23 protein-coding genes are annotated in these 25,356 nt (G+C 73.3%); 18 read left to right on the top strand and 5 right to left on the bottom strand.

Annotated features, from left to right (window positions below):
- Positions 1 to 69: 69 nt before the first annotated feature.
- On the bottom strand, positions 70 to 831 hold the full coding sequence (locus NYF13_RS04005; protein WP_315654227.1) for an NAD-dependent epimerase/dehydratase family protein: 762 nt from the start codon (positions 829 to 831) through the stop codon (positions 70 to 72).
- Positions 832 to 998: 167 nt separating this feature from the next.
- Between NYF13_RS04005 and NYF13_RS04000 the strand changes: the two genes are divergently transcribed.
- The 7 genes from NYF13_RS04000 (at position 999) to NYF13_RS03970 (ending at position 8,113) form a co-directional block, all read left to right on the top strand.
- Positions 999 to 1,850 (top strand): ABC transporter ATP-binding protein, encoded by an 852-nt coding sequence (locus NYF13_RS04000; RefSeq protein ID WP_315654226.1) that lies wholly within the window; start codon positions 999 to 1,001, stop codon positions 1,848 to 1,850.
- Positions 1,843 to 2,679 (top strand): ABC transporter permease, encoded by an 837-nt coding sequence (locus NYF13_RS03995; protein ID WP_315654224.1) that lies wholly within the window; start codon positions 1,843 to 1,845, stop codon positions 2,677 to 2,679. The genes NYF13_RS04000 and NYF13_RS03995 overlap by 8 nt, the downstream gene beginning before the upstream one ends.
- An 8-nt stretch (positions 2,680 to 2,687) precedes the next feature.
- Complete coding sequence (locus tag NYF13_RS03990; protein WP_315654223.1) at positions 2,688 to 3,866, top strand: sensor histidine kinase; 1,179 nt, start codon at positions 2,688 to 2,690, stop codon at positions 3,864 to 3,866.
- Complete coding sequence (locus NYF13_RS03985) at positions 3,863 to 4,504, top strand: response regulator transcription factor (RefSeq protein ID WP_315654222.1); 642 nt, start codon at positions 3,863 to 3,865, stop codon at positions 4,502 to 4,504. Before NYF13_RS03990 ends, NYF13_RS03985 begins: the two co-directional genes overlap by 4 nt.
- Before the next feature lie 96 nt (positions 4,505 to 4,600).
- Complete coding sequence (locus tag NYF13_RS03980) at positions 4,601 to 6,022, top strand: NDP-hexose 2,3-dehydratase family protein (protein ID WP_315654220.1); 1,422 nt, start codon at positions 4,601 to 4,603, stop codon at positions 6,020 to 6,022.
- A gap of 58 nt (positions 6,023 to 6,080) precedes the next feature.
- A complete protein-coding gene (locus NYF13_RS03975) occupies positions 6,081 to 7,061 on the top strand; it encodes a methyltransferase (protein ID WP_315654219.1) in 981 nt (326 codons plus the stop codon).
- Positions 7,061 to 8,113 carry a hypothetical protein gene (locus tag NYF13_RS03970; RefSeq protein ID WP_315654217.1) on the top strand — a complete coding sequence of 351 codons (1,053 nt, stop codon included), beginning with the start codon at positions 7,061 to 7,063 and terminating at the stop codon, positions 8,111 to 8,113. Before NYF13_RS03975 ends, NYF13_RS03970 begins: the two co-directional genes overlap by 1 nt.
- Positions 8,114 to 8,155: 42 nt before the next feature.
- On the opposite strand, the gene NYF13_RS03965 is transcribed toward NYF13_RS03970, so the two are convergent.
- On the bottom strand, positions 8,156 to 8,371 hold the full coding sequence (locus NYF13_RS03965) for a hypothetical protein (RefSeq protein WP_315654216.1): 216 nt from the start codon (positions 8,369 to 8,371) through the stop codon (positions 8,156 to 8,158).
- Positions 8,372 to 8,561: 190 nt separating this feature from the next.
- Between NYF13_RS03965 and NYF13_RS03960 the strand changes: the two genes are divergently transcribed.
- Positions 8,562 to 9,725, top strand: a complete 1,164-nt coding sequence (locus tag NYF13_RS03960) for a nucleotide disphospho-sugar-binding domain-containing protein (protein WP_315654214.1) — start codon at positions 8,562 to 8,564, stop codon at positions 9,723 to 9,725.
- 77 nt (positions 9,726 to 9,802) lie between these two features.
- Here the strand turns inward: NYF13_RS03960 and NYF13_RS03955 are convergent, their stop codons facing one another.
- Positions 9,803 to 10,249 carry an enediyne antibiotic chromoprotein gene (locus NYF13_RS03955; protein ID WP_315654213.1) on the bottom strand — a complete coding sequence of 149 codons (447 nt, stop codon included), beginning with the start codon at positions 10,247 to 10,249 and terminating at the stop codon, positions 9,803 to 9,805.
- Between the two features lie 219 nt (positions 10,250 to 10,468).
- Between NYF13_RS03955 and NYF13_RS03950 the strand changes: the two genes are divergently transcribed.
- The 8 genes from NYF13_RS03950 (at position 10,469) to NYF13_RS03915 (ending at position 19,193) form a co-directional block, all read left to right on the top strand.
- Positions 10,469 to 11,935 carry a condensation domain-containing protein gene (locus NYF13_RS03950; protein WP_315654211.1) on the top strand — a complete coding sequence of 489 codons (1,467 nt, stop codon included), beginning with the start codon at positions 10,469 to 10,471 and terminating at the stop codon, positions 11,933 to 11,935.
- Between the two features lie 54 nt (positions 11,936 to 11,989).
- Complete coding sequence (locus NYF13_RS03945) at positions 11,990 to 12,721, top strand: alpha/beta fold hydrolase (protein ID WP_315654210.1); 732 nt, start codon at positions 11,990 to 11,992, stop codon at positions 12,719 to 12,721.
- Positions 12,706 to 14,382: a non-ribosomal peptide synthetase gene (locus NYF13_RS03940; RefSeq protein ID WP_315654209.1), complete on the top strand. Its 1,677-nt coding sequence runs from the start codon at positions 12,706 to 12,708 to the stop codon at positions 14,380 to 14,382. The genes NYF13_RS03945 and NYF13_RS03940 overlap by 16 nt, the downstream gene beginning before the upstream one ends.
- 153 nt (positions 14,383 to 14,535) lie before the next feature.
- A complete protein-coding gene (gene rfbA, locus NYF13_RS03935) occupies positions 14,536 to 15,423 on the top strand; it encodes a glucose-1-phosphate thymidylyltransferase RfbA (protein ID WP_315654208.1) in 888 nt (295 codons plus the stop codon).
- 109 nt (positions 15,424 to 15,532) lie between these two features.
- Positions 15,533 to 17,044 carry a GMC oxidoreductase gene (locus tag NYF13_RS03930; RefSeq protein WP_315654207.1) on the top strand — a complete coding sequence of 504 codons (1,512 nt, stop codon included), beginning with the start codon at positions 15,533 to 15,535 and terminating at the stop codon, positions 17,042 to 17,044.
- A 48-nt stretch (positions 17,045 to 17,092) separates the two neighbouring features.
- A complete protein-coding gene (locus NYF13_RS03925) occupies positions 17,093 to 17,770 on the top strand; it encodes a TetR family transcriptional regulator (protein ID WP_315654206.1) in 678 nt (225 codons plus the stop codon).
- A 32-nt stretch (positions 17,771 to 17,802) separates the two neighbouring features.
- On the top strand, positions 17,803 to 18,000 hold the full coding sequence (locus tag NYF13_RS03920; RefSeq protein ID WP_315654205.1) for a hypothetical protein: 198 nt from the start codon (positions 17,803 to 17,805) through the stop codon (positions 17,998 to 18,000).
- Positions 17,997 to 19,193 (top strand): FAD-dependent monooxygenase, encoded by a 1,197-nt coding sequence (locus tag NYF13_RS03915; RefSeq protein WP_315654204.1) that lies wholly within the window; start codon positions 17,997 to 17,999, stop codon positions 19,191 to 19,193. The genes NYF13_RS03920 and NYF13_RS03915 overlap by 4 nt, the downstream gene beginning before the upstream one ends.
- 30 nt (positions 19,194 to 19,223) lie before the next feature.
- On the opposite strand, the gene NYF13_RS03910 is transcribed toward NYF13_RS03915, so the two are convergent.
- On the bottom strand, positions 19,224 to 21,722 hold the full coding sequence (locus tag NYF13_RS03910; RefSeq protein WP_315654203.1) for an AMP-binding protein: 2,499 nt from the start codon (positions 21,720 to 21,722) through the stop codon (positions 19,224 to 19,226).
- A gap of 72 nt (positions 21,723 to 21,794) precedes the next feature.
- On the opposite strand from NYF13_RS03910, the gene pgk reads away from it, so the two are divergent.
- Together pgk and NYF13_RS03900 are read left to right on the top strand one after the other, a co-directional pair.
- Positions 21,795 to 22,976, top strand: coding sequence for a phosphoglycerate kinase (gene pgk / locus NYF13_RS03905; protein ID WP_315654202.1), 1,182 nt, complete (start codon positions 21,795 to 21,797; stop codon positions 22,974 to 22,976).
- Positions 22,973 to 24,094, top strand: coding sequence for an iron-containing alcohol dehydrogenase (locus NYF13_RS03900; protein WP_315654201.1), 1,122 nt, complete (start codon positions 22,973 to 22,975; stop codon positions 24,092 to 24,094). The genes pgk and NYF13_RS03900 overlap by 4 nt, the downstream gene beginning before the upstream one ends.
- 25 nt (positions 24,095 to 24,119) lie before the next feature.
- Here the strand turns inward: NYF13_RS03900 and NYF13_RS03895 are convergent, their stop codons facing one another.
- On the bottom strand, positions 24,120 to 25,340 hold the full coding sequence (locus NYF13_RS03895; protein WP_315654200.1) for an FAD-dependent monooxygenase: 1,221 nt from the start codon (positions 25,338 to 25,340) through the stop codon (positions 24,120 to 24,122).
- Positions 25,341 to 25,356: the final 16 nt, after the last annotated feature.

Below are 25,356 nucleotides of genomic sequence, written 5' to 3'. Positions count from 1 at the left end.
TGACGGCACCGAAGGGGACTTCCCGCGCCGGATGGGCGGGAAGCCCCCTTCGGGGTGGGCCGGGCCCCTTCAGGTCAGGACCGGTGCCGTCAGGTAGCGGTCGAGGACCCGCTGGTAGTACGTCGGGCCGAGGCCGAAGCGGGTCACCACGTCGGGGATCAGCCGGGTCAGCTTCGCGAGCGAGACCGGCGCGGCCGAGGTCGTGCGCGGCGGCTGCGGGCAGTACTCGCGTTCGACGGTCCGGCCGAGCCGGCTTTCGATGTGCCCGATGATGTCGTCGATCGGCACCGCCACCCCGGAGCCGAGGTTGACGACCTGGCCGCACACCCGGCGGGTCAGCAGGATGTCGATCATGGAGATCGCGTGCTCGACGTCGAGCAGGTCGCGGTGCGCCCGCTCGTAGACGCGCACCCGGCCCGACCGCACCTGGGCGACCAGCGCCGGCAGCAGCTGGTGGGCGCGCTGGTTGTGGCCGACCAGGTTGGTCATCCGCAGGATCAGGTGCTCCACTCCGGAACGGGCGACCACCGCCTCCATGGCCAGCTTGTGCCGGCCGTAGGCGAGCGGGGGGAAGACCACGTCGTCCTCGCGGGTCGGGCAGTCGGCCGCGCCGTACATCGCGCCCGACGCCGTCGACAGGTACACCAGCCGCTCACCGGTGCGGCGGCAGCGGCGGAGGGTGTCGTACAGCCCCAGCGCGTCCTTGCCGTAGTCGTCCTGCGAGGTCACGGTCGTGGTCGCGACGCCGGTGGCGAGGATGACCGTGCGCGGCTGGTGGATGCCGTGTTCCCGCAGGTTCTTGGCCATGAAACCGCGTCCGATGATCTCCACCGGTGCTCCTCTCGGTCCGGGTCGGCCCAGCCCGGATCGTCGGGGGGCGAACTCGAAGGCGCGTCCAATGCGGCTCACGCGGGGGACTCGTCCTTCGAACGGACGACGCCGCGGATCGATCGTTCGCACCTCGCTGCCCGGTCCGCGGGCTGGCTAGCCTGGCGCCCATGCTGAAGGACACCGTGATCAGGGCGCGCGGCCTGCAGAAGAAGTACCGGGACACCGTGGCGCTCGACGTCGCGGACCTCGAAGTCGAACAGGGCGAGATCTTCGCGCTGCTCGGGCCGAACGGCGCGGGCAAGACGACGCTGACCGAGATCCTGGAGGGCTTCCGCACCCGGGACTCCGGGGAGGTCGACGTGCTCGGCGAGGACCCCGGGAAGGCGAGCCTGGCCTGGCGGACCCGGGTCGGGGTCGTCCTCCAGGACTCGCAGGACTACGCGCAGCTGACGGTGCGCGAGGTGCTCACGCACTTCGCCTCGTTCTACCCGGACGCGCGGCGGCCGGCGGAGCTGATCGACGCGGTCGGGCTGAGCGGCCACGAGAGCAAGCGGGCCGTGCAGCTCTCCGGCGGCCAGCGGCGGCGCCTCGACGTGGCGCTCGGCCTGGTCGGCCGCCCGGAGCTGCTCTTCCTCGACGAGCCGACCACCGGGTTCGACCCCGAGGTTCGGCGGCAGTTCTGGGACCTGGTGGCGAGCCTGCGCGAAGCGGGCACCACGGTCCTGCTGACCACGCACTACCTGGACGAGGCCGAGCACCTGGCCGACCGGGTCGGCGTGCTGAGCCGGGGCGGGCTCGTGGACGTCGACACTCCGGCGCGGCTGGGCGGGCGGCACCTGCTCAAGGCCGTCGTCTCCTGGACCGACGACGAGGGCCCGCACCAGGTGGAGAGCCCGAACCCGACGCGGACCGTGCTGGAGCTGGCCGCGCGGTTCGGCGACGACATCCCCGGCCTCGCCGTGCGGCGGCCGACCCTCGAGGACGTTTACCTGACCATGATCGGAGCGACCGGTGAGTGAGCTGACCAAGACCGCGGACCGCACGATCCGGCTCCCGGTGCCCGTGTGGCGGATCGGGCTGGCGCGCGGCTCGCTGGAGATCAAGCAGTTCTTCCGCGAGAAGGGCCAGGTGGTCTTCACCTTCGCCCTGCCGGTGATCATGCTGGTGCTGCTGGCCAGCATCTTCCGGGGCCGGATCGGGGACACCGGCGTGGACGCCCAGCAGATCTACGTCACCGGGATGCTCGGGGTCGGCATCCTGTCGACCTCGTTCCAGAGCATGGTGCTCCAGGTGGCGGGCGAGCGCGCGAACGGCACGCTGAAGCGGCTGCGCGCGACGCCGATGCCGCGCAGCGCCTACTTCGCGGGCAAGATCGCGGTCGTGCTGGTGTCCAGCCTCGGCCAGGCGGTGGTGCTGCTCGGGATCGGCACCCTCTTCTTCGGACTGCACCTGCCGTCCGACGCGGCGCACTGGCTGACGTTCCTGTGGGTCTACGTGCTCGGCATCATCGCGTGCACGCTGCTCGGGCTCGCCTATTCGAGCGTGGTGCCGGCCGCGAGCGCGGGGGCGATGGTGTTCCTGCCGGTGATCACCCTGCAGTTCATCTCCGGGGTGTTCATCCCGTTCAACCAGCTGCCGGACCTGCTGCAGAAGATCGCCGCGGTGTTCCCGCTCAAGTGGCTCTGCCAGGGCATGCGCTCGGTCTTCCTGCCGGACGCCTTCCAGCAGTACGAACCCGGGATGTCCTGGGCCCACGGGCGGGTCGCGCTGGTGCTCGCCGGGTACGGCGTGCTTGGGTTGGCGCTGTGCCTGACGACGTTCCGCTGGAAGGGCCGCGACGACGGGTGAAGGCTCCGGTGACTTCGGCGGAGAAGGACGCCAGCGGCCAGGGCTGGCTGCTGCGCATCCTGCTGGGGTGGCACGCGTCCTTCGCGCTGATGGGGGTCGTGCTCGTCGTGCTCGCCGCCTACGAGCGCGATCCCTGGATCATCTACCTGGTGGTGGCGCTCATCGCGTTCGCCTACCTGGTCGTGGGCGCGCCCGCGCTGGGCGGCACGGCGCCGGCCGGGTACGGCTGGCTCTTCCTCGCGCTGGCCTTCGCCGGAACGCTGGGGATGGTGGCGGTCGACGGGCTGATGTCGATCGCGTTGTACGTGCTCCTGCCGGCCGCGTTCGCCCTGCTGGAGCCCATCCGGATCGCGGTGTGGGCCTGCCTCGCCGTCACCCTGGCCAGTGACTCGCTGATCCTGGCCCAGCGCGGCTGGACGCCGGGCGCGGTGTCCGACGTCGCCGTGCAGACCGCGACGATGTGGCTGTTCGCGCTGCTCGTCGGGTTCTTCGTGACCCAGCTGCTCACCGAGAACCGGCGGCGCGGCGAGCTGATCGCCGAGCTGGAGAACGTCCGGGGCGAGCTGACCGAGTCCTACCACGAGGCGGGCGTGCAGTCCGAACGCTACCGGCTCGCGCAGGAGATCCACGACACCGTCGGGCAGGGCCTGACCAGCCTGCTGATGCTGATCCGCGCGGCCGACGCGGCCATCCCGGCCGACCCGCAGCGGGCCCGCGAACGGCTCGCGCTGGCGCAGCGGACGGCGACGGAAAACCTGGCCGAGGTGCGCGCCGTGATCAGCGCCTCCGGGCCCGCCGGGCTGAGCGCGTCCCCGCTCGACGCGGCCATCGGCAAGGTGGTCGCCCGGCTGGCGCAGGAGCTGGACATCGAAGCGACGGCCGAGGTGCTCGGGGAGCCGCGGGCGCCGTCGACGGACGTCCAGGTGGTGCTGCTGCGCGCGGTGCAGGAGGCACTGGCCAACGTGCGCAAGCACGCCCGGGCCTCACGGGTGCGCGTGCGGGTGCGCTACCAGGCCCGGTCGGTGCAGCTGGAGGTCTCCGACAACGGCCGCGGCTTCGTCACCGGCGGCGTCGCGGGCTTCGGCCTGGCCGGGATGCGCGCCCGGGTCGAGCAGGTCTCCGGCATGATGACGGTGTCCAGCACGCCCGGTGCGGGCACGACCATCACGATCGAGGTGACCTGTTGAGCATCCGGATCGTGCTCGCCGACGACCACCCGGTGGTCCGCGCGGGACTGGCCGGGCTGCTCGCGCTGGAGGCGGACTTCGACGTCGTCGGCGAGGCGGCCGACGGGGCCGAGGCCGTCGCGGTGGCCGCCGGGCTCCGGCCGGACGTCGTGCTGATGGACCTGCGGATGCCCGAGCTGGACGGGGTCGCGGCGACCGCGCGGATCGTGGCCGAGGTGCCGGGCTGCCGCGTGCTCATCCTCACGACCTACGACACCGACCAGAACATCGTGCACGCGGTCGAGGCGGGTGCTTCGGGCTACCTGCTCAAGGACGCGACCCCCGAGGAGCTGGCGGCGGCGATCCGCGCCGCGGCGGGCGGCGAGACCGTGCTGTCGCCGGCGATCGTCGCGAAGCTGGTGAACCACCTGCGCAGCCCCGCCCCGGTGCCGGCCGAGCCGGAACTGCTGACCCCGCGCGAAACCCAGGTGCTGCGGCTGGTGGCCCGGGGGCTGACCAACGCGGACATCGGCCGGGAGCTGCACATCAGCGAGACCACGGTGAAGACGCACCTGGTGCGGATGTTCGCCAAGCTCGACGTGGGCGATCGCACGGCGGCGGTCACCGTGGCGATGGAGCGCGGGCTCTTCCCCGGCTGAGCCCCCAGGGCCTTGGCCACGCCCGGTCTTCGAGGGTGATTCGAGTAGTCCCGGTGAGTGTGGGCACCCGAACTCCTTTCGAAGGAAGGTGCACCGGTGGTGACTTCTCCCTCCACTCTCGTTCCGCGGGACATGCTGGACCGGTTCCTGGAATCGGCGGCCACGCTCAGCACGCCGACCCTCGGCGGGCAGGATGGAGTCACCGCCTGGTTCGCCGAGCGGGCCGCGCGCGGCAGCTACACGACCGAGGCCATCCCGTTCGCCGAGCTGGACGGCTGGTCGTTCGACCCGGGGACCGGCGACCTCGGCCACCGCTCCGGCGGCTTCTTCACCATCCGCGGGCTCGACGTGCACGATCCCGCCGGGGTGGTGCCGTCGTGGACGCAGCCGATCATCCACCAGCCGGAGGTCGGGGTGCTGGGCATCCTGGTCAAGGAGATCGACGGGGTGCTCTGCCTGCTGATGCAGGCGAAGATGGAGCCGGGCAACGTCAACGTGATCCAGCTTTCCCCGACCGTCCAGGCCACCCGCAGCAACTTCCTGCGCTTGCACGGCGGCGCGGCGACCAAGTACCTCGAGCACTTCACCGAAACCGGCCGCGGCACCGTGCTCGTCGACGTGCTGCACTCGGAGCAGGGTGGCCGGTTCTTCCGCAAGCGCAACCGCAACATCATCGTCGAGATCACCGAGGACGTGCCGCTGCACGAAGGGTTCCGGTGGTTCACCCTCGGCCAGGTCCACGAACTGCTGCGGCAGGACAACATGGTCAACATGGACAGCCGCACCGTGCTGGCCTGCCTGCCGATGAACGCCACCGCGCGGCCGCCCGAGCGGCGCGAAGACGAGCTGGGCCCGGCGGTCATCGCCTCCTTCCGGCAGGACCCCGAACCGGCCGGCCTCCAGAACTGGCTCAACCAGGCCAAGGGTGCCTGCGAACTCACCGCGAAGCTCGCGCCCCTGCGGGAGGTCGGCCGCTGGCACCGGGGCGAGCGGGCGATCGCCCACGAGGAGGGCCGCTACTTCGAGGTCGTCGCGATGTCGGTCACGGCCACCGGCCGCGAGGTCCGCAGCTGGACCCAGCCGCTCATCGCGCCGTGCGGCACGGGTCTGGTCGGCTTCCTGGCCAGCCGCGCCCGGGGGTACCTGGAAGTGCTGCTGCAGACCAGGGTCGAGGCGGGCACCCCCGACGTCGTCGAACTGGGCCCGACCGTGCAGTGCATGCCGGACAACTACCTGCACCTGGTCCCGGAACGGCGGCCCGCGTTCCTGGACCACGTGCGCACGGCGCGGGGCCAGGACGTCAAGTACGACGTCGTCCTCTCCGAGGAGGGCGGCCGGTTCTACCGGGCCGAAAACCGGTACCGGATCGTGGAGGTCGCCGACGACGTCCGGTTCGCCGCGACCCCGCCGGGCTTCCGCTGGGCCAGCCTGGCGCAGCTCTCGGCGCTCATCCCGCACAGCGGCTACCTCAACGTCGAGGCCCGCAGCCTGCTGGCCTGCATGCGCGCCCTCTGCTGACCCGCGCGATCCGCCGTCCCGCACCCTCAGCCGCCCCGCCGACCAGGAGGTCGAACCCGTGTTCCCCGAACGGCTCGAACGTGCGGTCTACGGGCTATACGTCACGCACGCGGTGCAACTGGCCTGCGCCCACGGTGTGTTCGACGCGCTGCTGCCCGCGCCCGCACCGTCCACTGTGGTCGCCGACCGGCTGGGTCTCGACCGGGAGACCCTGCACCGGGTCCTCGTGGTGCTCGGCGGGGCGGGCCTGCTCGACTCCACGGCGGAGGGCTGGGAGGTGCCCGCCGATCTGCGGCCTTACCTCGACTCCGGGGCCGAGGGGTACCTGGGCGGGTTCGTCACCCACCTGACCGGGAGCACGGCCGGGCGGATGTCCGAGGTGGCCGGCTTCCTCGAACGGGGCAAGCCGGCCGGCACCCGGCCGTTCGACGGGCTCTACCACGACGAAGCGGCGACCGAGCGGTTCCTGCAGGCCATGTGGGACCTCAGCCACGGGGTCTCGGCCGAGCTGGCCGCACTGTCCGAACTGGACACCGCGACGCACCTGGTCGACGTCGGCGGGGCGAGCGGGCCGTTCACCGTGGCCGCGCTGCGGGCCGCGCCGGCCCTGACCGCGACGGTGTTCGACCTGCCGGCGGTCGGCCCGGCCCTCGCCCGCACCCGCGAACGCTTCGACCTCGGCCGGCGCCTCGCTTTCGCGCCCGGGGACTTCTTCCGCGACCGCCTGCCCGAGGGGGACCGGATCGCCTTCGGCTACATCCTGTCCGACTGGGCCGACGAGACGTGCGCCGAACTGCTGGCCGCCGCCCGTCGCGCGTGCCGTCCGGGCGGGATCGTGCTGGTGATGGAGCGGTTGTTCGACGAAGACGGGATCGGCCCGCTCGCCACCGCGGCGATGAACCTCTCCATGCACCTCGAAACCGAAGGCCGGCACCGCACCGCCGCGGAGTACGTCGGGCTGCTGACCGCGGCCGGCTTCCGCGACTGCGAGGTCCGGCGCGGCCGCCGTGACAAGCACCTCGTCCTGGGCCGGGCGTGATGACCGCCTTCACCGGGGTCTGCGCGGACATCGCCGCGGCCCAGCGCCGGGCCGGGCGGTTCGCGCTCACCGGCGCCGAGCGGGAGGCTTTCGGGCGGCTGCACGAGGAAGCCGCGGCCGAGCCGACCGGGGAGAACCTGCCGCTGCGGCTGCTGACGCGGCCGTTCAGCCCGCGGGTGATCCCGGAGTACTACCGCTACACCAGCCTCCACGTGCACGAGTGGTTCCTGGCGGACGCGCCCGACCCGGTGGCGGCCGCGGCCGTGGCGCTGCACCTCACGGTGGCCGACCTGCTGGAACTGGAGCGCCGGGCCCTGCCGCGGCTGCCGTACCTGGCCGAGCGGGTCGAGCTGCTGACCGGGCTGACCGCGCGGATCGGCGATCTCCCCGCGACCCCGCGGAGCCGCGTGCGCGAGCTGCCCGTGGACGACGCGCGCGCGTCCCTGCTGCTCGGCTGCTCGGGCTTCCCGCAGTCCGACCAACACGAGGAGCACGTGTTCCTGCGTTCGGTGCAGGCCTGCGAGCTGGTGTTCTTCCTGGTCCGGCGGCTCGCCCGGCCGGCCGGTTCGGCGTTCCGGCTGCGCCAGCTCGGCCGGTTCGCCGACCTGCTCAACGGCATCTTCGAGGTGCTGACGACGCTCACGCCGGAGCGGTTCCTGTCCTTCCGTGCCGAGACCGGCGACGCCAGTGCCGTGCAGTCCCTGAACTACCACCTGATGGAACTGGTGGTGCACGGTCACGATCCGCGCCGGGCGGAGATCTTCGCGCGCTTCCCGCACCTGTCGGGCCTGAGCGGCGGACCGCACGTCGAGGTGCAGCCGCTGCGCCGGGTGGTGGCCGCGCTGGGCCGTCCCGAGCTGGACGAGCTGTGCGCGGTGGCCGAGCGTGCGCTGCTGGTCTGGCGGGGTCGGCACTACGGCTTCGCGCGCAAGTACCTGCCCGACAGCCTGGGCTCGGGCGGCACGGACGGCTGGGCCTACCTGAAGCGGTTCGTCACCAAGGACGCACCGCCGCTGCCGGAGCTCGATCTCGTCTCTTTCGCTTGCCTGTGACCGTTTCCCGGCCGGTGACCACGCCACCGGCCGGCGGTCCGGTCAGCGGCCGCGCCGCAGCCGGATGCTCGCGGTCACCCAGATGAACAGCACCAGCACGACGATCGCGATCGCGATGCCGACCAGCGCGCCCGAGTCGACCGCGCCGGTCAGGTAGAGCACCACCCAGACCAGGGCGAGGGGCATCGCGGAGCCGAGGACGGCGGCCGCGGGGAAGCGCTTGGCGGGGGTGGTGTCCTCGCGCCGGGGATTGCTCATGGTGCACTCCTTCTTCGGGGAATTCCCTGGGTGGAATTCACTGGATCGGCCGGACGTGCGGGTGGGGATCATGCTGCCCCGGCCCCGAACGGGACGGCAACCGCGCGCCACCCGTTCTGGACGCCGGTTCGAGCGGCCCCGCCGACGCTCGGAGCACTGTCGGTGGCCGGGATCGGAGGATGAACGTCGCGTGCGCGTGCTGATCACGACGTGGAACTGGAACACCCTCTACTTCCCGCTGGTGCCACTGGCCTGGTCGCTGCGGGCGCAGGGGCACGAGGTCGTCGTCGCCACCCAGCCGGGGCTCACCGGTACCGTGCGGCGCTCGGGCCTGCCCGCCGCCGCGGTGGGCGAAAGCGTGGACGCCGGCGCGATGATGGGCGGCTTCCTGCGCCGGCTCGCCGACGCCGAAGGCGTGAATCCGCCGCACTGGCGGGAGATGCGCCGCCACGGCGCCCTCAACTGCCGGCTCGGCGTGGCGGCCTGCTGGACGATGATGGACGGCCTGCTGGACTTCGCCCGGCGCTGGCGGCCGGACGTGGTGGTGTACGAGGCCTGGACCTACGCGGGCCCGATGGTGGCCGACCGGCTGGGCGTGCCCGCCGTCCGGCACACCTGGGGCATCGACTACGCCGGGCTGTTCCGCGAATTCGAGGCCGAGGCGCTCGCCGAGGTGCGGGCGCACTGGGGGCTCGACCAGGTCCCGTCGCTCGCTGCCGTCAGCGTCGACCCCTGCCCGCCGCAGCTCCAGATCGCGTCGCCGGGCTCCCGCCTCTCGATGCAGTACGTGCCGTACAACGGTCCCGGCGTGCTGCCGGACTGGCTCCACCAGCCGAGTCCGCGCCGGCGCGTCTGCGTCTCCTGGGGGACGTCCTCGGGCCGGTTCGACCGCAAGATGGTGGTGACCGGCCAGGTGGTCCGCGCGGTCGCCGGTCTCGACGTCGAAGTCGTCGCCGCGGTGACCGCCGCGGACGCCGACCTGCTCGGCGAGCTGCCCGCCAACGTCCGGGTGGTGTCCGGGGTCCCGTTCAACGCCCTGCTGCCGCGGTGCGACCTGGTGATCTCGCACGCCGGGCTCGGTACGGTGATGACCGCGTTGGCCTCCGGCACCCCGCAGCTGCTGGTGCCCCAGATGACCGACACCGCGCTCAACGCCGAACTCCTGGCGCAGAACGGCTGTGGCGAGTTCGTGCTGCCCTCGGACGCGACCGACGAGGTCCTGCGCGAGAAGGCCGCCCGGATGCTCGGCGACCCGGACTGCGCGGCGGCGACCGCGAGCGTGCGCGACGCGATGCGGCGGCTGCCGACGCCCAACGAGATGGCGGCCCACCTGGCCTCCTCCTTGGCGGTCTGAACCATTTTCGGGAAGGTGCCGGTCACGGCCGGCTGGGGGAGGGAGGGCGCGTGACCGGCACCGGGCTCACGGGCGGGTCAGCCGAACGTGATCGAGACGCCGGCGCCCGCGGTGCCGGTGTCGCTGGTGTCGGCGGAAGCGATCACGCAGTGCGCGGTCGCGCAGTCCACAGTGGCCCCGGCCGCGCCGGTGCTCAGGTCGACCGCCTGGAACGCCCGGTGGACGGTGAGCTTCGCGGCCAGCGTGCCGTCGGCGCCGGCGACGGTTCCGACGAGGTCCGCCTTGTCGCACGCCCGGCCGGCCGGCTGGGCGGCGTCGCACTCCAGCAGGACGATCGTGGAGCCGGCCGCGTAGCCGGTCCCGGACACGGCCACGACCTGCCCGTCGGTGAGGCCGCTGCTCGGGCTCGCGGTCAGCGCCGGGGCGGCGGCCGAGGCCGGGGCGGTCCCGGAGCAGGCGAGGGTCAGGGCGAAGCCGGCGGCCACGACCGCCTTCGCGCCGATCGTGAAGCTGCGAGTGGACATGAGGTGGTTCCCCTCCGGGAAGCTCGGCGATGCGGACGAGTTCGATCCTGTCCGGGGGCGTCCGGTCCGGGCGAGGTGCTAACGATCGACTACCCGGGTCCTTCGACCGGACGACGCCCGCGGTCGCACGGTAGGCCCACCTGCGGTCGACCCAGACTCCACCGTTTCCGCTTAACCTGCTCGCGACTTGCACCGTTACCGGTTGACCGGGAGGGATCCGTGGGGAAGGACCACGCGAAGCGATCGGCGCTCGCGTCCGTGCTCGAGGTGGCGTCGTCGTTGCTCGGCGAGCCGGTCGCCCCCGGTGACAACCTGTTCGACCTCGGCGCGACCTCGCTCTTCGCGATCAAGCTGGCCAACCGGCTTTCGGTGCGCCACGACGTCGACCTCCCGCCGGCCCGGGTGCTGCGCGCGCAGACGCCGGCGGCGATCGCGGCGGTCGTCGACGACCTGCCCGTGCGGGAACCGGCCGGGGCCGTCGAAGGCCGGTGGGACCACGGGCTGCCCCTGAGCCAGTTCATGGCCTACCGGGTCGCGTTGGACGACCCGCGCGAAGACGCCCACCTGCTGCGCCGGCTGTACTGGCTGGAGGGCGCCCTCGACGCCGGCGCGCTGGCCGGCGCCCTCGACGTCGTCACGTCCTGGCACGACGCGTTGCGCACGCGCATCCTCGACGGTCCGCGGCCGGTGGTGGACCCGCCCGGTTCGGTGGGCCCGGTGTGCACCGTCGGGACCGGCAAGCCCGCGCAAGCCCGCCGGTTCCTGCTCCGGGATTTCGCCCTGGCGGAAGAAATTCCGATCCGGGCCCGGCTCACCGAGCTCGGCGACCGCCGCTTCCTGCTCGCGATCTCGGTGCACCACACCGCCTACGACGGCTGGTCGGAGCAGATCCTGCTGCGGGACCTGGCCACCGCCTACACCGCGCTGGCCGCCGGGGAGCCGCCCGACCAGCGGCCGCCGACCTCGTACTACCGCGCCGTCGCCGCCCAGGAAAGCCGCCAGGCGGCCGAGCTCCGCGGGGCGCGGCGCTACTGGCGGGAGCAGTTGGCCGGGGCCACGGCCCTGCCGTTCGGCGACGACCGGGCCGAGGTCGGTCCGGCGGACACCCTCCCGGTGCCCCGGCCCGGCGGCCCGGGCGCCACCGCCGCGGAGCTGCTGGCCGCCTACGCCGGCGCGCTGCACGACGTCACCGGAGCCCGTGACGTCCTGGTCAACGTGCCGGTGGCCGGCCGCTCGGTGCCCGAGGTCGAGAACGTGATCGGCTGCTTCCCGTGGGCGGCGGCCGTGCGGTTCCCGGACGCCGGCGCGCCGGCCGGCGAACTGGTCGAGACCGCGGCGGAGCGGCTGCGGGCCGCCCTCGCCTCCCCGCCGATGCCGATCGGCGCCTTCTACCAGCCGCCGGCCGGTGGGTCTCGTTCTCCGTTGCTGCAGGCCACTTTCGAGTTCCACGTCTACGCCGTGGCGACGCTCGACCTCCCCGGAGTGCGGTGCACGGGCCGGGAGCGGCTGAGCTCGGCGCGGACGTGGCACGACGTCGCGCTGGGGATCTGGCCCGAGCCCGAGGGCCACGCCGAGCTGCGGTACCGCACGGACGTGCTGAGCGCCGGTGCGGCGAGGCGGCTCGCCACGGCGTGGACCGCGCGGCTGCACCTGCGCGACCTCGGTGCCGGCGCGGCCGCGCACTGAGCCGCGGACGGCGTCCACCCCCGTTTTCCGGAAACCGTCAGGAGGGAAGCCCCCATGCCCGGTAGGAGCATCGCGCACTGGACGCGGCCGGCGCAGCCGCGGGCCCGGCTGGTCTGCCTGCCGTGGGCGGGGGGCGGGGCCGGGCCGTTCCGCGAGTGGCGGAACCTGGTGCCCCCGGACACCGAACTGCTGGCCGTGCGCTGGCCCGGCCGCGAAAGCCGGCTCGACGACCCTCCGCCCGCCGACGCGGCGGCGGCGGTTTCGAGCCTCGCGCGGGACCTGCGCACCCTGCCCGACCGGCCGACCGTCCTGTTCGGACATTGCTCGGGCGGGCTGCTCGCGTTCGAGCTCGTGCGCGAGCTGCGGCGGCACGGCGGGAAACTGCCCGGACGGCTCGTGGTCGCTTCCTGCGAAGCGCCCGGCCGGCTGACCGAACCCCGCCCGATCGGCGACGTCCGCACCGAGCTCGCCGCCAACGGCGTCACCGATCCGCGGATTCTGGGCGATCCGGACCTGCTCGCCGCGCTCGCGCCACCGGTGCTCGCCGACCTCGCGCTCAGCCGGTCCTACGTGTACGAGAGCGAGCCGCCGTTGCCGGTGCCGGTCACCGTCGTGGCCACCGAGGAGGACCTGGCGGCCACGCCGGCGCGGTGGACGGACTGGCAGCGCGAGACGACGAGGCCGCTGCGGCTGGCCGGCGTCCGCGCCCGGCAGCTCTTCCCGAACGGGGCCTGGTCGGAGCTGGCCGGCGTGGTGTCCGAGGAGCTCTCGTGCCCGCCACGGTGATCGAGCAGATCGCGGACCGCGCGAAGGAGGCGCCCGGCGCGCTCGCGCTGGACTGCCGGGGCACCCGGGTGAGTTACGGCGAACTCGTGGACCGGGTCGACGCGCTCGCCGCGACGCTGGAGGTGGAACCGGGCCGGTGCGTCGCGGTTCGCGCACCCCGCGGCATCGAAGCGCTGATCGGGATACTGGCCGTGCTGCGGTCCGGCGGCGCCTTCGTCCCGATCGACGTCACCCTGCCCGAGGCCCGGATCGCGCACCAGGTCGAAGACTCCGGCGCCGTCGCCGTGCTGGCGGCCACCGGCCCCCCACCGGCGGCCGGGGTGCCGGTGCTGCCGCTCGGGTCCGCGGTCCCCACCGGGCCTATGCCGTCCTTTCCCGATCCGCGCGACCTGGCGTACGTCCTGTACACCTCGGGCTCGACCGGGAAACCCAAGGGCGTCGAGGTCGAGCACGCCGGGCTCACCAACTACGTCGGCTGGGCCGCGCGCACGCTTCCGCGCGCGGCGGCCGGGAGCATCCTGCATTCGCCGCTGTCGTTCGACTTCTCCTTCACCAGCCTGTTCGTCCCGCTCGTCCGAGGTGAGTCGATCACCCTGCTGCCGGAAGACGCCGGTCCCGAGGAACTGCTGTCCGCGATGGAGCGTCCGCACGGCTTCGTCCGGCTCACGCCGACGCACCTGCGCCTCCTGCTGCCCGAGGCCGCCGGACGGCGGTTGCGCAGTGCCGCCTACGTCATCGGCGGTGAAGCCCTCCCGCCCGATCTCCTGCGGTCCTGGGCCGGGGTCGCACCGGATGCCTTGCTGTACAACCACTACGGTCCGACCGAGGGAGTGGTCGGCCGCTGCGTGTTCGCGATCGACGCGGCCCGCGCGCGGCGTTGGCCGGACACGCCGGTGCCGATCGGGAAGCCGATCGACGGCACCGAGATCCGGCTGCTCGACGCCGCCGGTGAACCGGTCCCGGACGGCGCCACCGGCGAAATCTGGCTGGGCGGCACCGGCCTCGCCCGCGGGTACCTCGGCCGTCCCGACCTGACCGCCGAGCGCTTCACCGACGGCGGTTACCGCACCGGTGACGCCGGACGCCGGCTGCCGTCGGGCGATCTCGTGTTCGCCGGCCGGCTCGACGACCAGGTCAAGATCCGCGGGTACCGGGTCGAGCCCGCCGAGGTCGAGATCGCGCTGGCCGGGCACCCGGCCGTGGCCCAGGCCGTCGTCACGGCCGAGACCGACCCGGCCGGCGACGTCCGTCTCGTCGCGACCTTCGTCCCGGCCGGGCCACCACCCCCGGCGGCCGAGCTCCGCGGGTACCTCGCCGGCGCGGTGCCCCCGTACTGCGTGCCCGCCGTGATCCGCGCCGCCACCGCGCTGCCCGTCAACCGCCGGGGCAAGCTCGACCGCCGGGCGCTGGCCGCGCCGGCGTTCGAGGGCCCGCGGGGTGAACGGCTGGCGGGGATCTGGCGGTTCCTGCTGGAGCTCGACGAAGTGGCCGAGGCGGACAACTTCTTCGACCTCGGCGGCACTTCGCTGCTGGCGGTCCGGGTCGCGGAGCTGGCCACCGGCGCGGGGATCCCGCTCACCCCCACGGCGGTGCTGCGGCACCAGACCCTCGGCGCGCTGACGGCTCTGATCGGCCCCGGGGCCACCGACCCGGGGCGGTGAAGCTCTCCGGTAACCCCGAGGCCGGTCCGGCGAGTGGACCACCGCCCGCTCCGGGGGCGCTCGCACTCGGCTCGGACGGGGTTTGAGCCATCTTCCACGGGCCGTTGGCACAGTGGGCCCGCCGTGGATCCGCGCCCCAGGTTGGGAGAGACCGTGAAAGGCATCATTCTCGCCGGCGGCACCGGCTCGAGACTGCACCCGATCACCCAGGTGACGTCGAAACAGTTGCTTCCCGTGTACGACAAGCCGATGATCTACTACCCGCTCTCGGTGCTGATGCTCGCGGGCATCACCGAAATACTGGTGATCTCCCCGCCCGAGGACCTCCCCGGCTTCCGCCGGCTGCTCGGCGCCGGGGACCAGCTCGGGCTGAACATCGAGTACGCGCTCCAGGACCGGCCGAACGGACCGGCCGAAGCGTTCGTCATCGGCCGCCGCTTCGTCGGCGACGACCAGGTCGCGCTGATCCTGGGCGACAACCTGTTCCACGGACCGGGTTTCTCCGGCGTGCTCGAACAGGCCAAGTCCGATTTGGACGGATGCGTCCTGTTCGGCCACCGGGTGGAGGACGCGCACCGCTACGGCGTGGTCGAGGTCGACGCGGCAGGACGCCTGCTCTCCCTGGAGGAAAAACCGGCCCGGCCCCGGTCGGACCGGGTGGTCACCGGACTGTACTTCTACGACAACGACGTGCTCGACATCGCCGCCTCGTTGCGGCCGTCCGCGCGCGGCGAGCTGGAGCTCACCGACGTCAACCACCGGTACCTGCGGCAGCGCCGCGCGCGGATGGTCGACCTCGGCCGGGGTTTCGCCTGGCTGGACACCGGCACCCACGACTCGCTGCTGGAGGCCGGCCAGTTCGTGCGCGTGATCGAGGACCGCACGGGTGTCCGCGTCGCCTGCGTCGAGGAGATCGCCCTGCGCATGGGCTACATCGACGCCGCCCACTGCCACGCGCTGGGGGAGAAGCTCGGGAAGTCGAGCTACGGCGAATACGTGATGAGCGTGGCCGAATCGCGGTCCGCGACCGCCGGAGCCTGAACACCGGCTGAGGCGTCTCTCGCACGGAGCCGGCCGGCGTCGAAGCCGAGGCGTCGAACGTCGACGTCACGCGCGATGTGCGGGCAGAGTGAGCGAAGGGCTTCCTGAGATGACTGCAACTCCTGACGTCGACGTCGTCATCGTGGGCAGTGGCCCGGCCGGCGCGACCTACGCCCGGACGATCGGCGACGCGGTGCCGGGGGCGCGGATCCTCATGGCCGAGGTCGGTCCGCGGCTGCCGGGACGGCGTGGCGAGCACACGCACAACCTGTCGCGGGCCGACCGGCGGACCGCGGAGCGGCTGACCCAGGGTCCGGACGCCGGGATCGAGCGGTCGACGGCGCCGGCCGGCAGCGCCGACCCGTCGATGCAGTTCCGGCCGGTCGTGCCGCCCGGCCTGTTCTTCGTGGACCCGCGGCCCGTGCTCGCCGACGGTGAGGTGGGGCTGCCGGCCGCCAGTATGGCGAGCGGGGTCGGCGGGATGGGGGTGCACTGGGCCGGGGGATGCCCGCGCCCGCAGCAGTCCGAACGCGTCCCCTTCATCGCGGCCGGAGAACTCGACGCCGCGCTCGACCACGCGGAGGCCCTGCTCGGCGTGACGGTTTTCGGCAGCGACCAGGGCGTCGCCGGGGCGCTGCGCAAGACGATGGCCGAGGCGTTCGAGGGTCCGGGCCGGCCGCCGGTGGGCTTCATGCCGATCGCTGCCCGGTGGGACGGCGCCGAACTGCGCTTCTCGGGTACCGGCTCGATCCTCGGCGAACTCGAAGAGACCACCCCCGGCTTCGAACTGCGCGCGGAAACGTTGGCGCGCCGGGTCATCGTCGAAAACGGTGTGGCGATCGGGGCCGAGCTGCAGGACCGGAGAACGGGGGAGGTGTCGGTGGTCCGGGCCCGCCGGGTCGTGGTCTGCGCCGACGGTCTGCGCACCCCGCAGGTCCTGTTCGCCTCGGGCGTACGCCCGCCCGCGCTGGGCCGCTACCTCAACGACCACCTGCAGATGGTGTCCTTCGTCCACCTCGACGACGCTTTCGTGGGCGATGGGGCGCCCGGGGTCGAGGGCCTCGGCTACGTCCTGATCCCCTTTTCCGACGACCGGCCCATCCAGGGCGGCGTGATGTCGATCGCGAACTCGCCGTACGGGTTCGGCGCCGGGGGGCGCATCGACGGCCGCCTCGGCGTCGTCACCTGGTACGGCGCGAAGGACCTGCAGTGCAGCGACGCCGTCGAGTTCAGCGAGACCGAGACCGATCACTACGGCCTGCCGCGCATGTCCATCCGCTACTCGCACACCGCCCGCGACCTGGAAACGATCGAGGCCATGCGCGGTCTCTCCCACCGGAGCGCGGAGCTGGTCGGCACCTTCGCCGAAGAGCCCGCCTTGGCGGCCGGCGGCGCGTCGCTGCACTACCAGGGCACCGTCCGCATGGGAGCGACCGACGACGGGCGTTCGGTGTGCGACCCCGACCTGAAGGTCTGGGGCGTGCGAAACCTGTACGTCGGCGGCAATGGCGTGATCCCGACCGCGACCGCGTCGAACCCCACGCTCACCACGGTCGCGCTCGCGTGGCGGGCCGCGACCCGGATCGCGGCCGGACTCGGCCGCACCGTCACTCATATTTGAGATGAGCAAAATTTTGACGTAGACAAACTTTGCGCCTACGGTGGGTTCATGCCACGGACACCGGGCCTGCGGGAGCGCAAGAAGGCCCAGACGCGTCAGCACATCGCCGACACCGCCGCGCTGCTGTTCGCCGAGCACGGGTACGAGGGGGTGTCGGTCGCCGACGTAGCCGCGGCAGCCGAGGTCTCGGGCCAGACGGTCTACAACTACTTCCCGGTCAAGCCGGACTTCGTGCTCGACCGGGCCGAGGAGTTCCGGGAGCGGCTCGTGCGGGCCATCACCGTCCGCCCGGCCGGGACGAGTCCGGCGCACGCGTTGCGCGAGCTGGTGCACGTGGACATCGAGCGGCACCGCGGTGCGGTGCTCGAGGAGGCCCGGGGCCAGTTCCCGGCGCTGTACGCGAGCAGCGCGGTCCTGCGCCAGGCCGGTCTGCAGATGTACGAGGAGCAGGCCGTCGCCGCCGCGGCGGCGATCGTCGCGACCTGCCCGGCCGTGCCCCCGGCGGTCGCGCGGGCGCACGCGGCCGCGCTGGTCTCGGTGTTCCAGCTCATCACCGACCGCACCGGCCACGGCGTCCTCGCCGCGACCCCGCCCGACGTCGTGGCCGACGAACTCGTTCCCCAGGCCGCCGCCGTGCTCGACGACCTCGACCGGCACTTCCACCAGATCATCGCGCACACCCGCCCGGACCACACCGTCCCGGACCACACCGCCCCGGCGCTGTAGCCCACCCCGGTCGACCACTTCGACCGGACCCCATGACCGCCGTCCGTGGCCGACGCCGTCCCGGGCTGCTTTCGCGCACCCGCCCCGAGGCCGACCGGAGACCCGGCCGGCCCGCAACCGAGGAGTTCACCATGCCCGAAGCCGTCCCGCCCGCCACTACGGTCGCCCACCGGACCACCGCCCAAGACAAGATCGACTTCTTCGGCGCGGACGCGCAGGCCACGAAATGAGCGCCGAACGGGGAAACCGCACCGCCCTGATCTCCGGAGCGAGCATCGCCGGGCCCGCCCTGGCCTTCTGGCTGCACCGCTACGGCTACGACGTCACCGTGGTGGAGAAGGCCGCCGAGATCCGTCCGGGCGGGCAGGCGGTCGACTTCAAAGGCGCCACCCACCGCAGCGTGCTGCACCGGATGGGCATCCTCGACGACGTGCGCGCCGCCCAGGCCGATTCCGAGGACGGCGTCATCGTCGACGCCGCCGGTCGCGTCATCGCCACCGTCCCGGGCGAGTTCAGCGGCGGGGAGATCGCCGTCCCGCGCGGGGACCTGGCCCGCATCATCCACCAGCGCACCGCGTCGACCTGCGAATACCTCTTCGGCGACACGATCACCGCACTCGCCGAGACCGCCACCGGGGTCGAGGTGACCTTCCGCCACGCCGCCCGGCGCTCGTTCGACCTGGTCATCGGGGCGGACGGGATCCACTCGAAGGTGCGGGGCCTGGCGTTCGGCCCGGAAGCGGACCACGTGCGGCACCTGGGCTACTACTACGCGCTCGCCGACGTCGAAATCGGCGGCGGCGACGAGATGTACAGCGAACCGGGCCGGATGGCCGCGACCGGCGGGCCGAAGGCCCCGGCCTTCTTCGTCTTCGCCTCCGCCCCGCTGACCTACGACCGCGACGACGTCGACCAGCAGAAGACCCTGCTCGCCGCGGCCTACCGCGGCGGCGGGTGGAAGATCCCGCAGTTGCTGGCCGGGCTCCCCGACGCCGGGGAGTTCTACCTCGACGCGATCACCCGGGTCACCGTGAACCGCTACACCAGCGGGCGCATCGCCCTGGTCGGCGACGCGGCCTACGGCAACACCCTGGGCGGGTTCGGCACCGGCCTGGCCATCGTCGGCGCCTACGTCCTGGCCGGGGAACTGCTCCGGGCCGAGGGCGAGCACACCCTCGCCTACGCCCGCTACGACACCCTGATGCACGGCTACGCCAAGGTCGCCCGCGGGGTCAACGCCGGCCGGCTCCTAGCCCCCACCACCCGGCTCGGCATCGCCGCGCGCAACCGGCTGTTCTCCACGGCCGCCCTGTTCACGCCGCTGATGAGGCTCGTCGACCGCTTCGCCCGCGACATCGACCTGCCCGACTACTCGCAGTACCTCGAGCCTTCGTCGCACCATCGCCCCGCGCGATCCGAGTGACCTCGGAGGCGGGCCGCAGCACCCGGACCGTCAGAGTTCACCGGCGCTGCGGGCGAAGGCGGCGATGGCGGCCGCCGCGCCCGCGGAAAGCTTGTCGATGACGGTGGCGGCCACGACGTGGCGGGGGTGGCGCCAGTGCGAGGTGATGGTGTCCCGATCCACGCCGAAGCGGATCTCCACCGGGCGGAACGGCGGGGCCAGCGGGGTGTGCGGTGTGCCGAGTGCGAGGTCGGCCGGGGTGAAGGCGCTCAGCCCGGGTAGCTCGGTCATCCCCCGGCCGCGGAAGTGCAGGTACAGCTGGGGGCGGGGGAGCGCGGCGAACCGTTCGCGAACGGCGGGGTCGGAGGAGCTGTGGCGCAGCGGCCCCCAGGCGTGCTCCACCGTGCGCAGGTGCCGGATCTGCGCCCGCAACGCCATGAGCCGGCTCCGCGGCCCGGGTTCGGCCGTGGCGGTCAGGACGTGCGGGACGACGCCCGCGAGCCAGCCGACCGTGGTGCTCGCGTCGTGCTCCGGGTAGGGCCAGCGGCCGTGGCGGAAGACGTCGATCGACACCGTCGGGCCGGGGCCCAGGAGCGCGGCGGCCTCGGCGACGCCCGCGAGGATCACTTCCTCCAGCCGGACCGGGGAGGATCCGGACAGGGCCAGCAGCCGCTCGCCGGTCAGCCGGTCGAGGTCGAGGCGCGAGGAGGTCATGTCCGCCTGGGTGAGGCCGGTGGGCGCCGCCAGGGTGGGCAGTTCGGTGATCTCCCGCCAGGGCAGCGCCAGCCACTCCCGACCGGCCTGGCGCGCCCGGGGGGTGTCCGCGAACGCGGTCAGCTTCGCCGAGTGTCCGAAGGCCGAAATCGGCGCGGGGGCGGGCGAACCGCCCCGGTAGAGCGTGTCGAGGTCCTGCACGAGGATCGGCACGCCGATGCCGTCCACGGCCAGGTGGTGCAGGACCAGCACCAGGGTGTCCTCCTCCGGTCCGGAGAACGTCGCGGCGAGGCAGAGGGGGCCCCGGGTGATGTCGAGCGTGCGGTACAGCTCGTCGAGGGCCGGCCCGAAGCGCGCGCTTTCGGGCCCGAAATCGTGGTGGTACGAGGGAAATCCGGAGTCGGACGGGTATACCGCGTCCTCGGTGAAGCGGGCGGACAGGGCCGGGTGCCGTTCGCACAGCCGCCGCAACGCGCGGTTCAGCCCGGCTGCGTCGATCCGCTCCCGCGCGGTGAGCGCGACCGGCTCGGCGAAGTGGCCGGGTTCCGGCACGCCGAGGTCGAAGAACCAGCCCTGCGACGGGAGCACCCGGACGGCGGTGGGTGGGGCCGGCGCGGCGTCCGGCCCGGTGGTGCCGGCGATCCGTCGTCCCAGCGAGGCGGCGGTGGGGTTGTCGTAGAGGTCGCGCACGCTCAGCCTCAGGCCCGCTGCCTTCGCCCGGCCGATGACGCGCAGCGCGGAGAGGCTGTCCCCGCCGCTGGTGAAGAAGTCGTCGTCCTGGCCCGGGGCGCCGTGGCCGAGGACCTCGCCGAAGATGCTCACCAGCAGGTCCGTGTCGTCGCGGGCGGGCTCGGCGACGGGCCGGGTGCTCAGCGCCGCGCGGTCGATCTTGCCGTTGGTGTTGCGCGGCAGGCTTTCGGCGACGAGGAGGTGGTGCGGGACCTCGTGCGCGGGCAGGCGGGCCGAGACCCGCGCTCGCAGGGATTCCACAGTGGACTCACGATCGCGGAGCACGACGTGGCCGACGAGCACGGGCCCGCCGGGGCCCTCGGCCACCACGACGGCGGCCTCCCACACCGCGGGGTCCGCGCGCAGCACGGCCTCGATGCCGTCCGGCTCCACCCGGAAACCGCGGATCTTGACCTGGCGGTCGATGCGGCCGAGGTAGTCGAACCGCCCGTCCGGCCTGGACCGCACCCGGTCGCCGGTGCGGTAGGTGGGCGTGCCGGGGGCGTCCGGCAGCGGCCGGAAGCGGGCGGCGGTCAGCTCGGGCCGGTTGAGGTAGCCCAGCGCCACCCCGGGGCCCGCGACGACCAGCTCACCGGCTTCTCCCGGACCGGCCGGCCGGTCGTCGCCGTCGACCACGGTCAGGGTGGTCCCGGTCACGGCCCGGCCGATGGTGACGTCGTCGGGGTCCTCGACCCGTTCGCAGGTGGTGTAGATGGTGACCTCGGTGGGGCCGTAGATGTTCCACACCGCGCGGTCGGCCACGAGCAGCCGCGCCAGCTCCGGGGGCAGCACCTCGCCCCCCGCGATCAGCGTCAGCCCGGGCCGGGGGGCCCAGCCGCCGTCCAGCATCGCCGCGAACATCGACGGGGTGCCCATCAGGTGGGTGCTGCCCCACCGCTCGAGCGCCCCGGTCAGCCCGTCGGGGTCGCGCGAGGCCGACCGCGGGGGCAGGTGCAGGGTGGCGCCGGTGCTCAACGGCAGCAACAGCTCCAGCACGGCGAAGTCGAATGCGATCGAAGCGTTGGCCAGCACCGAGTCGGCCGAGGTGAACCCGAACGTCGCCGCCGCGTGCCGCAGGACGTGCGCCAGACCGTGGTGGGTGACCACGACGCCCTTGGGCGGCCATCCAGAACCTCAACGTGATGCTCGGCCTGCCGCAGGACCGGGGACTGCGCGACTATGCGTGCTGAGCCACCCCTGCTGTCCCGGCAGGACCTCCGGCCGGGGCAGCGGTGGGTGTACTCGGCCGGGTTCAACGTCGGCCCCGATCTGCGTCCGGCCGGGCGGATCGACTGCGAGGTGCCGGATCTGCGGCGGCTCTGCGACGCGGGCGCCCGGGTGGCGTTGCTGTCGCACCAGGGCAGTCACCGCGACGGCACGGCCCTCGGGCTGGGACACGTCGCGAGCCACCTCGCCCGCGCGCTCGGCCGTCCCGTCGGCTACCACCCGGCCAATGCCACCGATGACGCGGTGGCCCGCGCCGACGAGCTGCGCGACGGCGAGATCGTGCTGTTCGGCAACACCCGCGAGCACGCGGGCGAAGAACGCGGCGATCCCGCGCTGGCCCGCCGTTTCGCCCGGCTCGGGGCAGCCGTGGCCGTCGGCGGCTTCGCCAAGGCGCACCGCGCGCACGCGTCCAACGCCGCCATCCTGGACTTCCTGCCCGGCTGCGCCGCGGACAACCTGGTCACCGAGGCCCGCGCCCTCGACCCCTGGGCGGGCCGCGACCCCGGCCGCTACTCGGTCGCCGTGCTCGGTGGCGTCAAGCCGGAGAAGACCCTGGTCGGCCTCACCGGGCTCGATCGGGCCTACGATCTGCTGATCCCCGGCGGCGTCGTGCTGAACACCCTTTTGCGCGCCCTCGGCCACCCGATCGGCCGCTCCGCGCTCGGGCCGGAGCCGGAGCGCTGCGCCGACGCGGCGCGGTCGGTGCTCGCGGACGGACGGGCCGAACTGCACGTCCCGGACCGGGTGATCGTGCGTCGCGGCGACGGGCGTCCGGCCACGGTGGACGTGGACGGGGTGCCGGACGACGCCGCCGTCGTCGACTTCGAGCTGGCGCCGTGGGCGCACGAGCGCCTGGCCCGGCTCCGCGCCCTCGGCGGCCGGGCGTTGGTCGCGGGCACCCCGAGCCGCTACACCGACGGGTTCACCACGGCCGTGACGCCCCTGCTGGCGGCGTTCGCCGACCCGGGGGTGGACGCGCTGCTCCTCGGCGGCGACACCGTGGCGGAACTCCCGTGGGCGGGCCCCAGTTCCACCGGCGGTGGGTCCGCCCTGCACTACCTGGCCGACGGCACCTGCGCCGTCTTCGACGCGTTGCGCCGCACCCGAACGATCGAGAGGACCCCGACACCGTGAGACTCGACCTCCAGGTGCCGACCGCGGTGCACTTCGGCCGGGGCCGGCTCGCCGAGCTCGGCACCCGTACCGCCCCGCTGGGCCGAAACGCGCTGGTCGTGTGTGGCCGAAACTCAGCTCGGCGTAACGGTTTCCTCGACGTCGCACTGTCCACTCTCGACCACGCTGGGGTGCGGGCGACCGTCTTCGACCAGGTCTCCGCCGATCCGAAGTCCTCGGAAGTCGACGCCGCCGCCGCGCGGGCCGAGGCCGCCGGGTGCACCGTGATCGTCGGCCTCGGCGGGGGCAGCGCGATCGACGCCGCCAAAGCCGTGGCGGTCGGCCTGCGCCACGGACCGAGCGGCCCCCTGGTCGGCCGCACCCTCGAGCCGTCCGGCGACCCGGTACCGGTCGTCGCGGTGCCCACCACGGCGGGCAGCGGCGCGGAGGTGACCAGGGGCGCGATCATCACCGACACCGCGCGAGCCCTCAAGGCGGGGATCCGGGGGGACGACCTGTTCCCCCGGATCGCCCTGATCGACCCGGACCTGCTGCGCACCCTCCCCCCGGCGGTCGCGGCCGAGAGCGGCTTCGACGCCCTGGCCCACGCCATCGAGGGTTACGTGGCGCGCAAAGCGTCACCGATCACCCGCCTCTACTGCGAGCAGGCCCTGGGCATCCTCGGCGAGTCCCTGCCGAGCCTGGTCGCGGGCAACCACTCCGAACCGGTGCTCGACGCCATGGCCCTGGCCGCGCTGTACGGCGGTTTCAGCGTGGCCAACGCGAGCACCTGCCTGCCCCACCGGGTCCAGCAGGCCATGGGTTCGGTCTCCCGCCTCCACATCTCCCACGGCCGCGGCCTGGCCGCGGTCTACCCGGCCTGGCTCAGCCACGCCCACCCCCACGCGGCACCGGCCCTGGACCGCATCGGCACCCTGCTCGGCGACACCGACGTGGACGCCGCGCTGACCAGGCTGATGACCGCCGTCGGCGTCCGCGCGGGCCTGCTCGAACACGGCTTCACCGAAGACGACCTCACCACCATCGCCAACTCGGTGGTCGGCAACATCGACAACGACCCGATCCCCGACGCCGGCCACGCTCTGGTCCAGACCATCCTGGCCCAGTCACTGAAGTGAAACGCCGGACCCCGCGACGCCGGACCTACGCGAGTGGGTCCCGGGCCGGGCCGGGGTAGGTGGGCAGGGCGATGGAGTCGGCGGGTGGGCTGGTGATGCGGCCGGCGAGCCGGCTGACGACGGGACGGGAGGCGAGGCGGGCGCCGAGCCCGGCGACGGTGTTCAGGAGTGCGATGCCGGTGCGGGTTTTCGGTGCGGCCAGCCGGGGCGCGATCCAGGGGACCTTCTGCGCTCGGGCGACGTAGGGCCGCATGGTGGTTTCGTAGGCGTGGAAGGCGTCGCGGTGGTGGTGGTGCCGGGCCAGTTCGCCGGCCAGGACGTAAGCACCGACGAGGGCGAGGCTGGTTCCCATGCCGCTGAGGGGAGAGGCGCAGTAGGCGGCGTCACCGACCGCGGCGATCCGGCCGCGGGACCAGTGCTGCAGGCGCATCTGCCCGACTGACTCGAAGTAGAAGTCGTCGGTGCCGTCCATGGCGTCGAGCACGCGGGGGGTTTCCCAGCCGGCGTCGGCGTAGTGACGGCGCAGGAAGTCGTGCTGGGCCGCGACCGGCAGCCGGTCCAGGCCGGGTTGCGGGTGCAGGAAGGAGAGGCTGGCGCGGGTGGTGCCGTGGTTGTCGGGACGCAGGAGCACGACGCGGCGGCCGGGGGCATTGTACCAGCGGGCCCAGCGGCCGTCGGAGCCGGTGCGGGGGATGGTGAAGTAGGCGGTGTAGAGGCCGAAGGAGCGGCTTCGGGCGAGATCGGCGAAGACCAGGTCGCGGGTGTGGGAGCGCAGGCCGTCGGCGAGGACGACGAGGTCGAATCGCCGGTCCCGGCTGTGGCGGAAGGTGACGTCCACACCGTCGCCGGTGTCGCTCAGCCCGGTGATCTCGTCACCGAAGACGTAGGGAGTGTTCTCGCGGGTGTGCTGGTGGAGCAGGTCGGCGAGCTCACCGCGCAGCAGTTCCAGTTCGGCGACGAACCCCTCGCCGCCGAACCCGGTGCTGGGGAAGGATGCCCGGGCGCGGTCGCGGCGGTCGACGAAGTGCAATCCCTCCTCGTGGGTGATGCGGTCGCGGGCGGCCGGTTCCAGGCCCATGCGTTCGATGACGGTGCGGCCGGCGCCGCGCAGGTCGACCGTCTGACCGCCCAGGCGCGGAGCCGGCGCGCGTTCGACGACGGTTGCGGTCAGGCCGTGGTGGTGCAGCCAGTGGGCCAGGGCCGGGCCGGCGATACCGGCCCCGGAGATGAGAACGGTGCGGTTCATGGGGTTCTCCTCACGA

The organism is Amycolatopsis sp. PS_44_ISF1, from assembly GCF_032335455.1.
Taxonomy (GTDB): domain Bacteria; phylum Actinomycetota; class Actinomycetes; order Mycobacteriales; family Pseudonocardiaceae; genus Amycolatopsis.
This window is presented reverse-complemented; position numbering and strand designations above follow the sequence as displayed.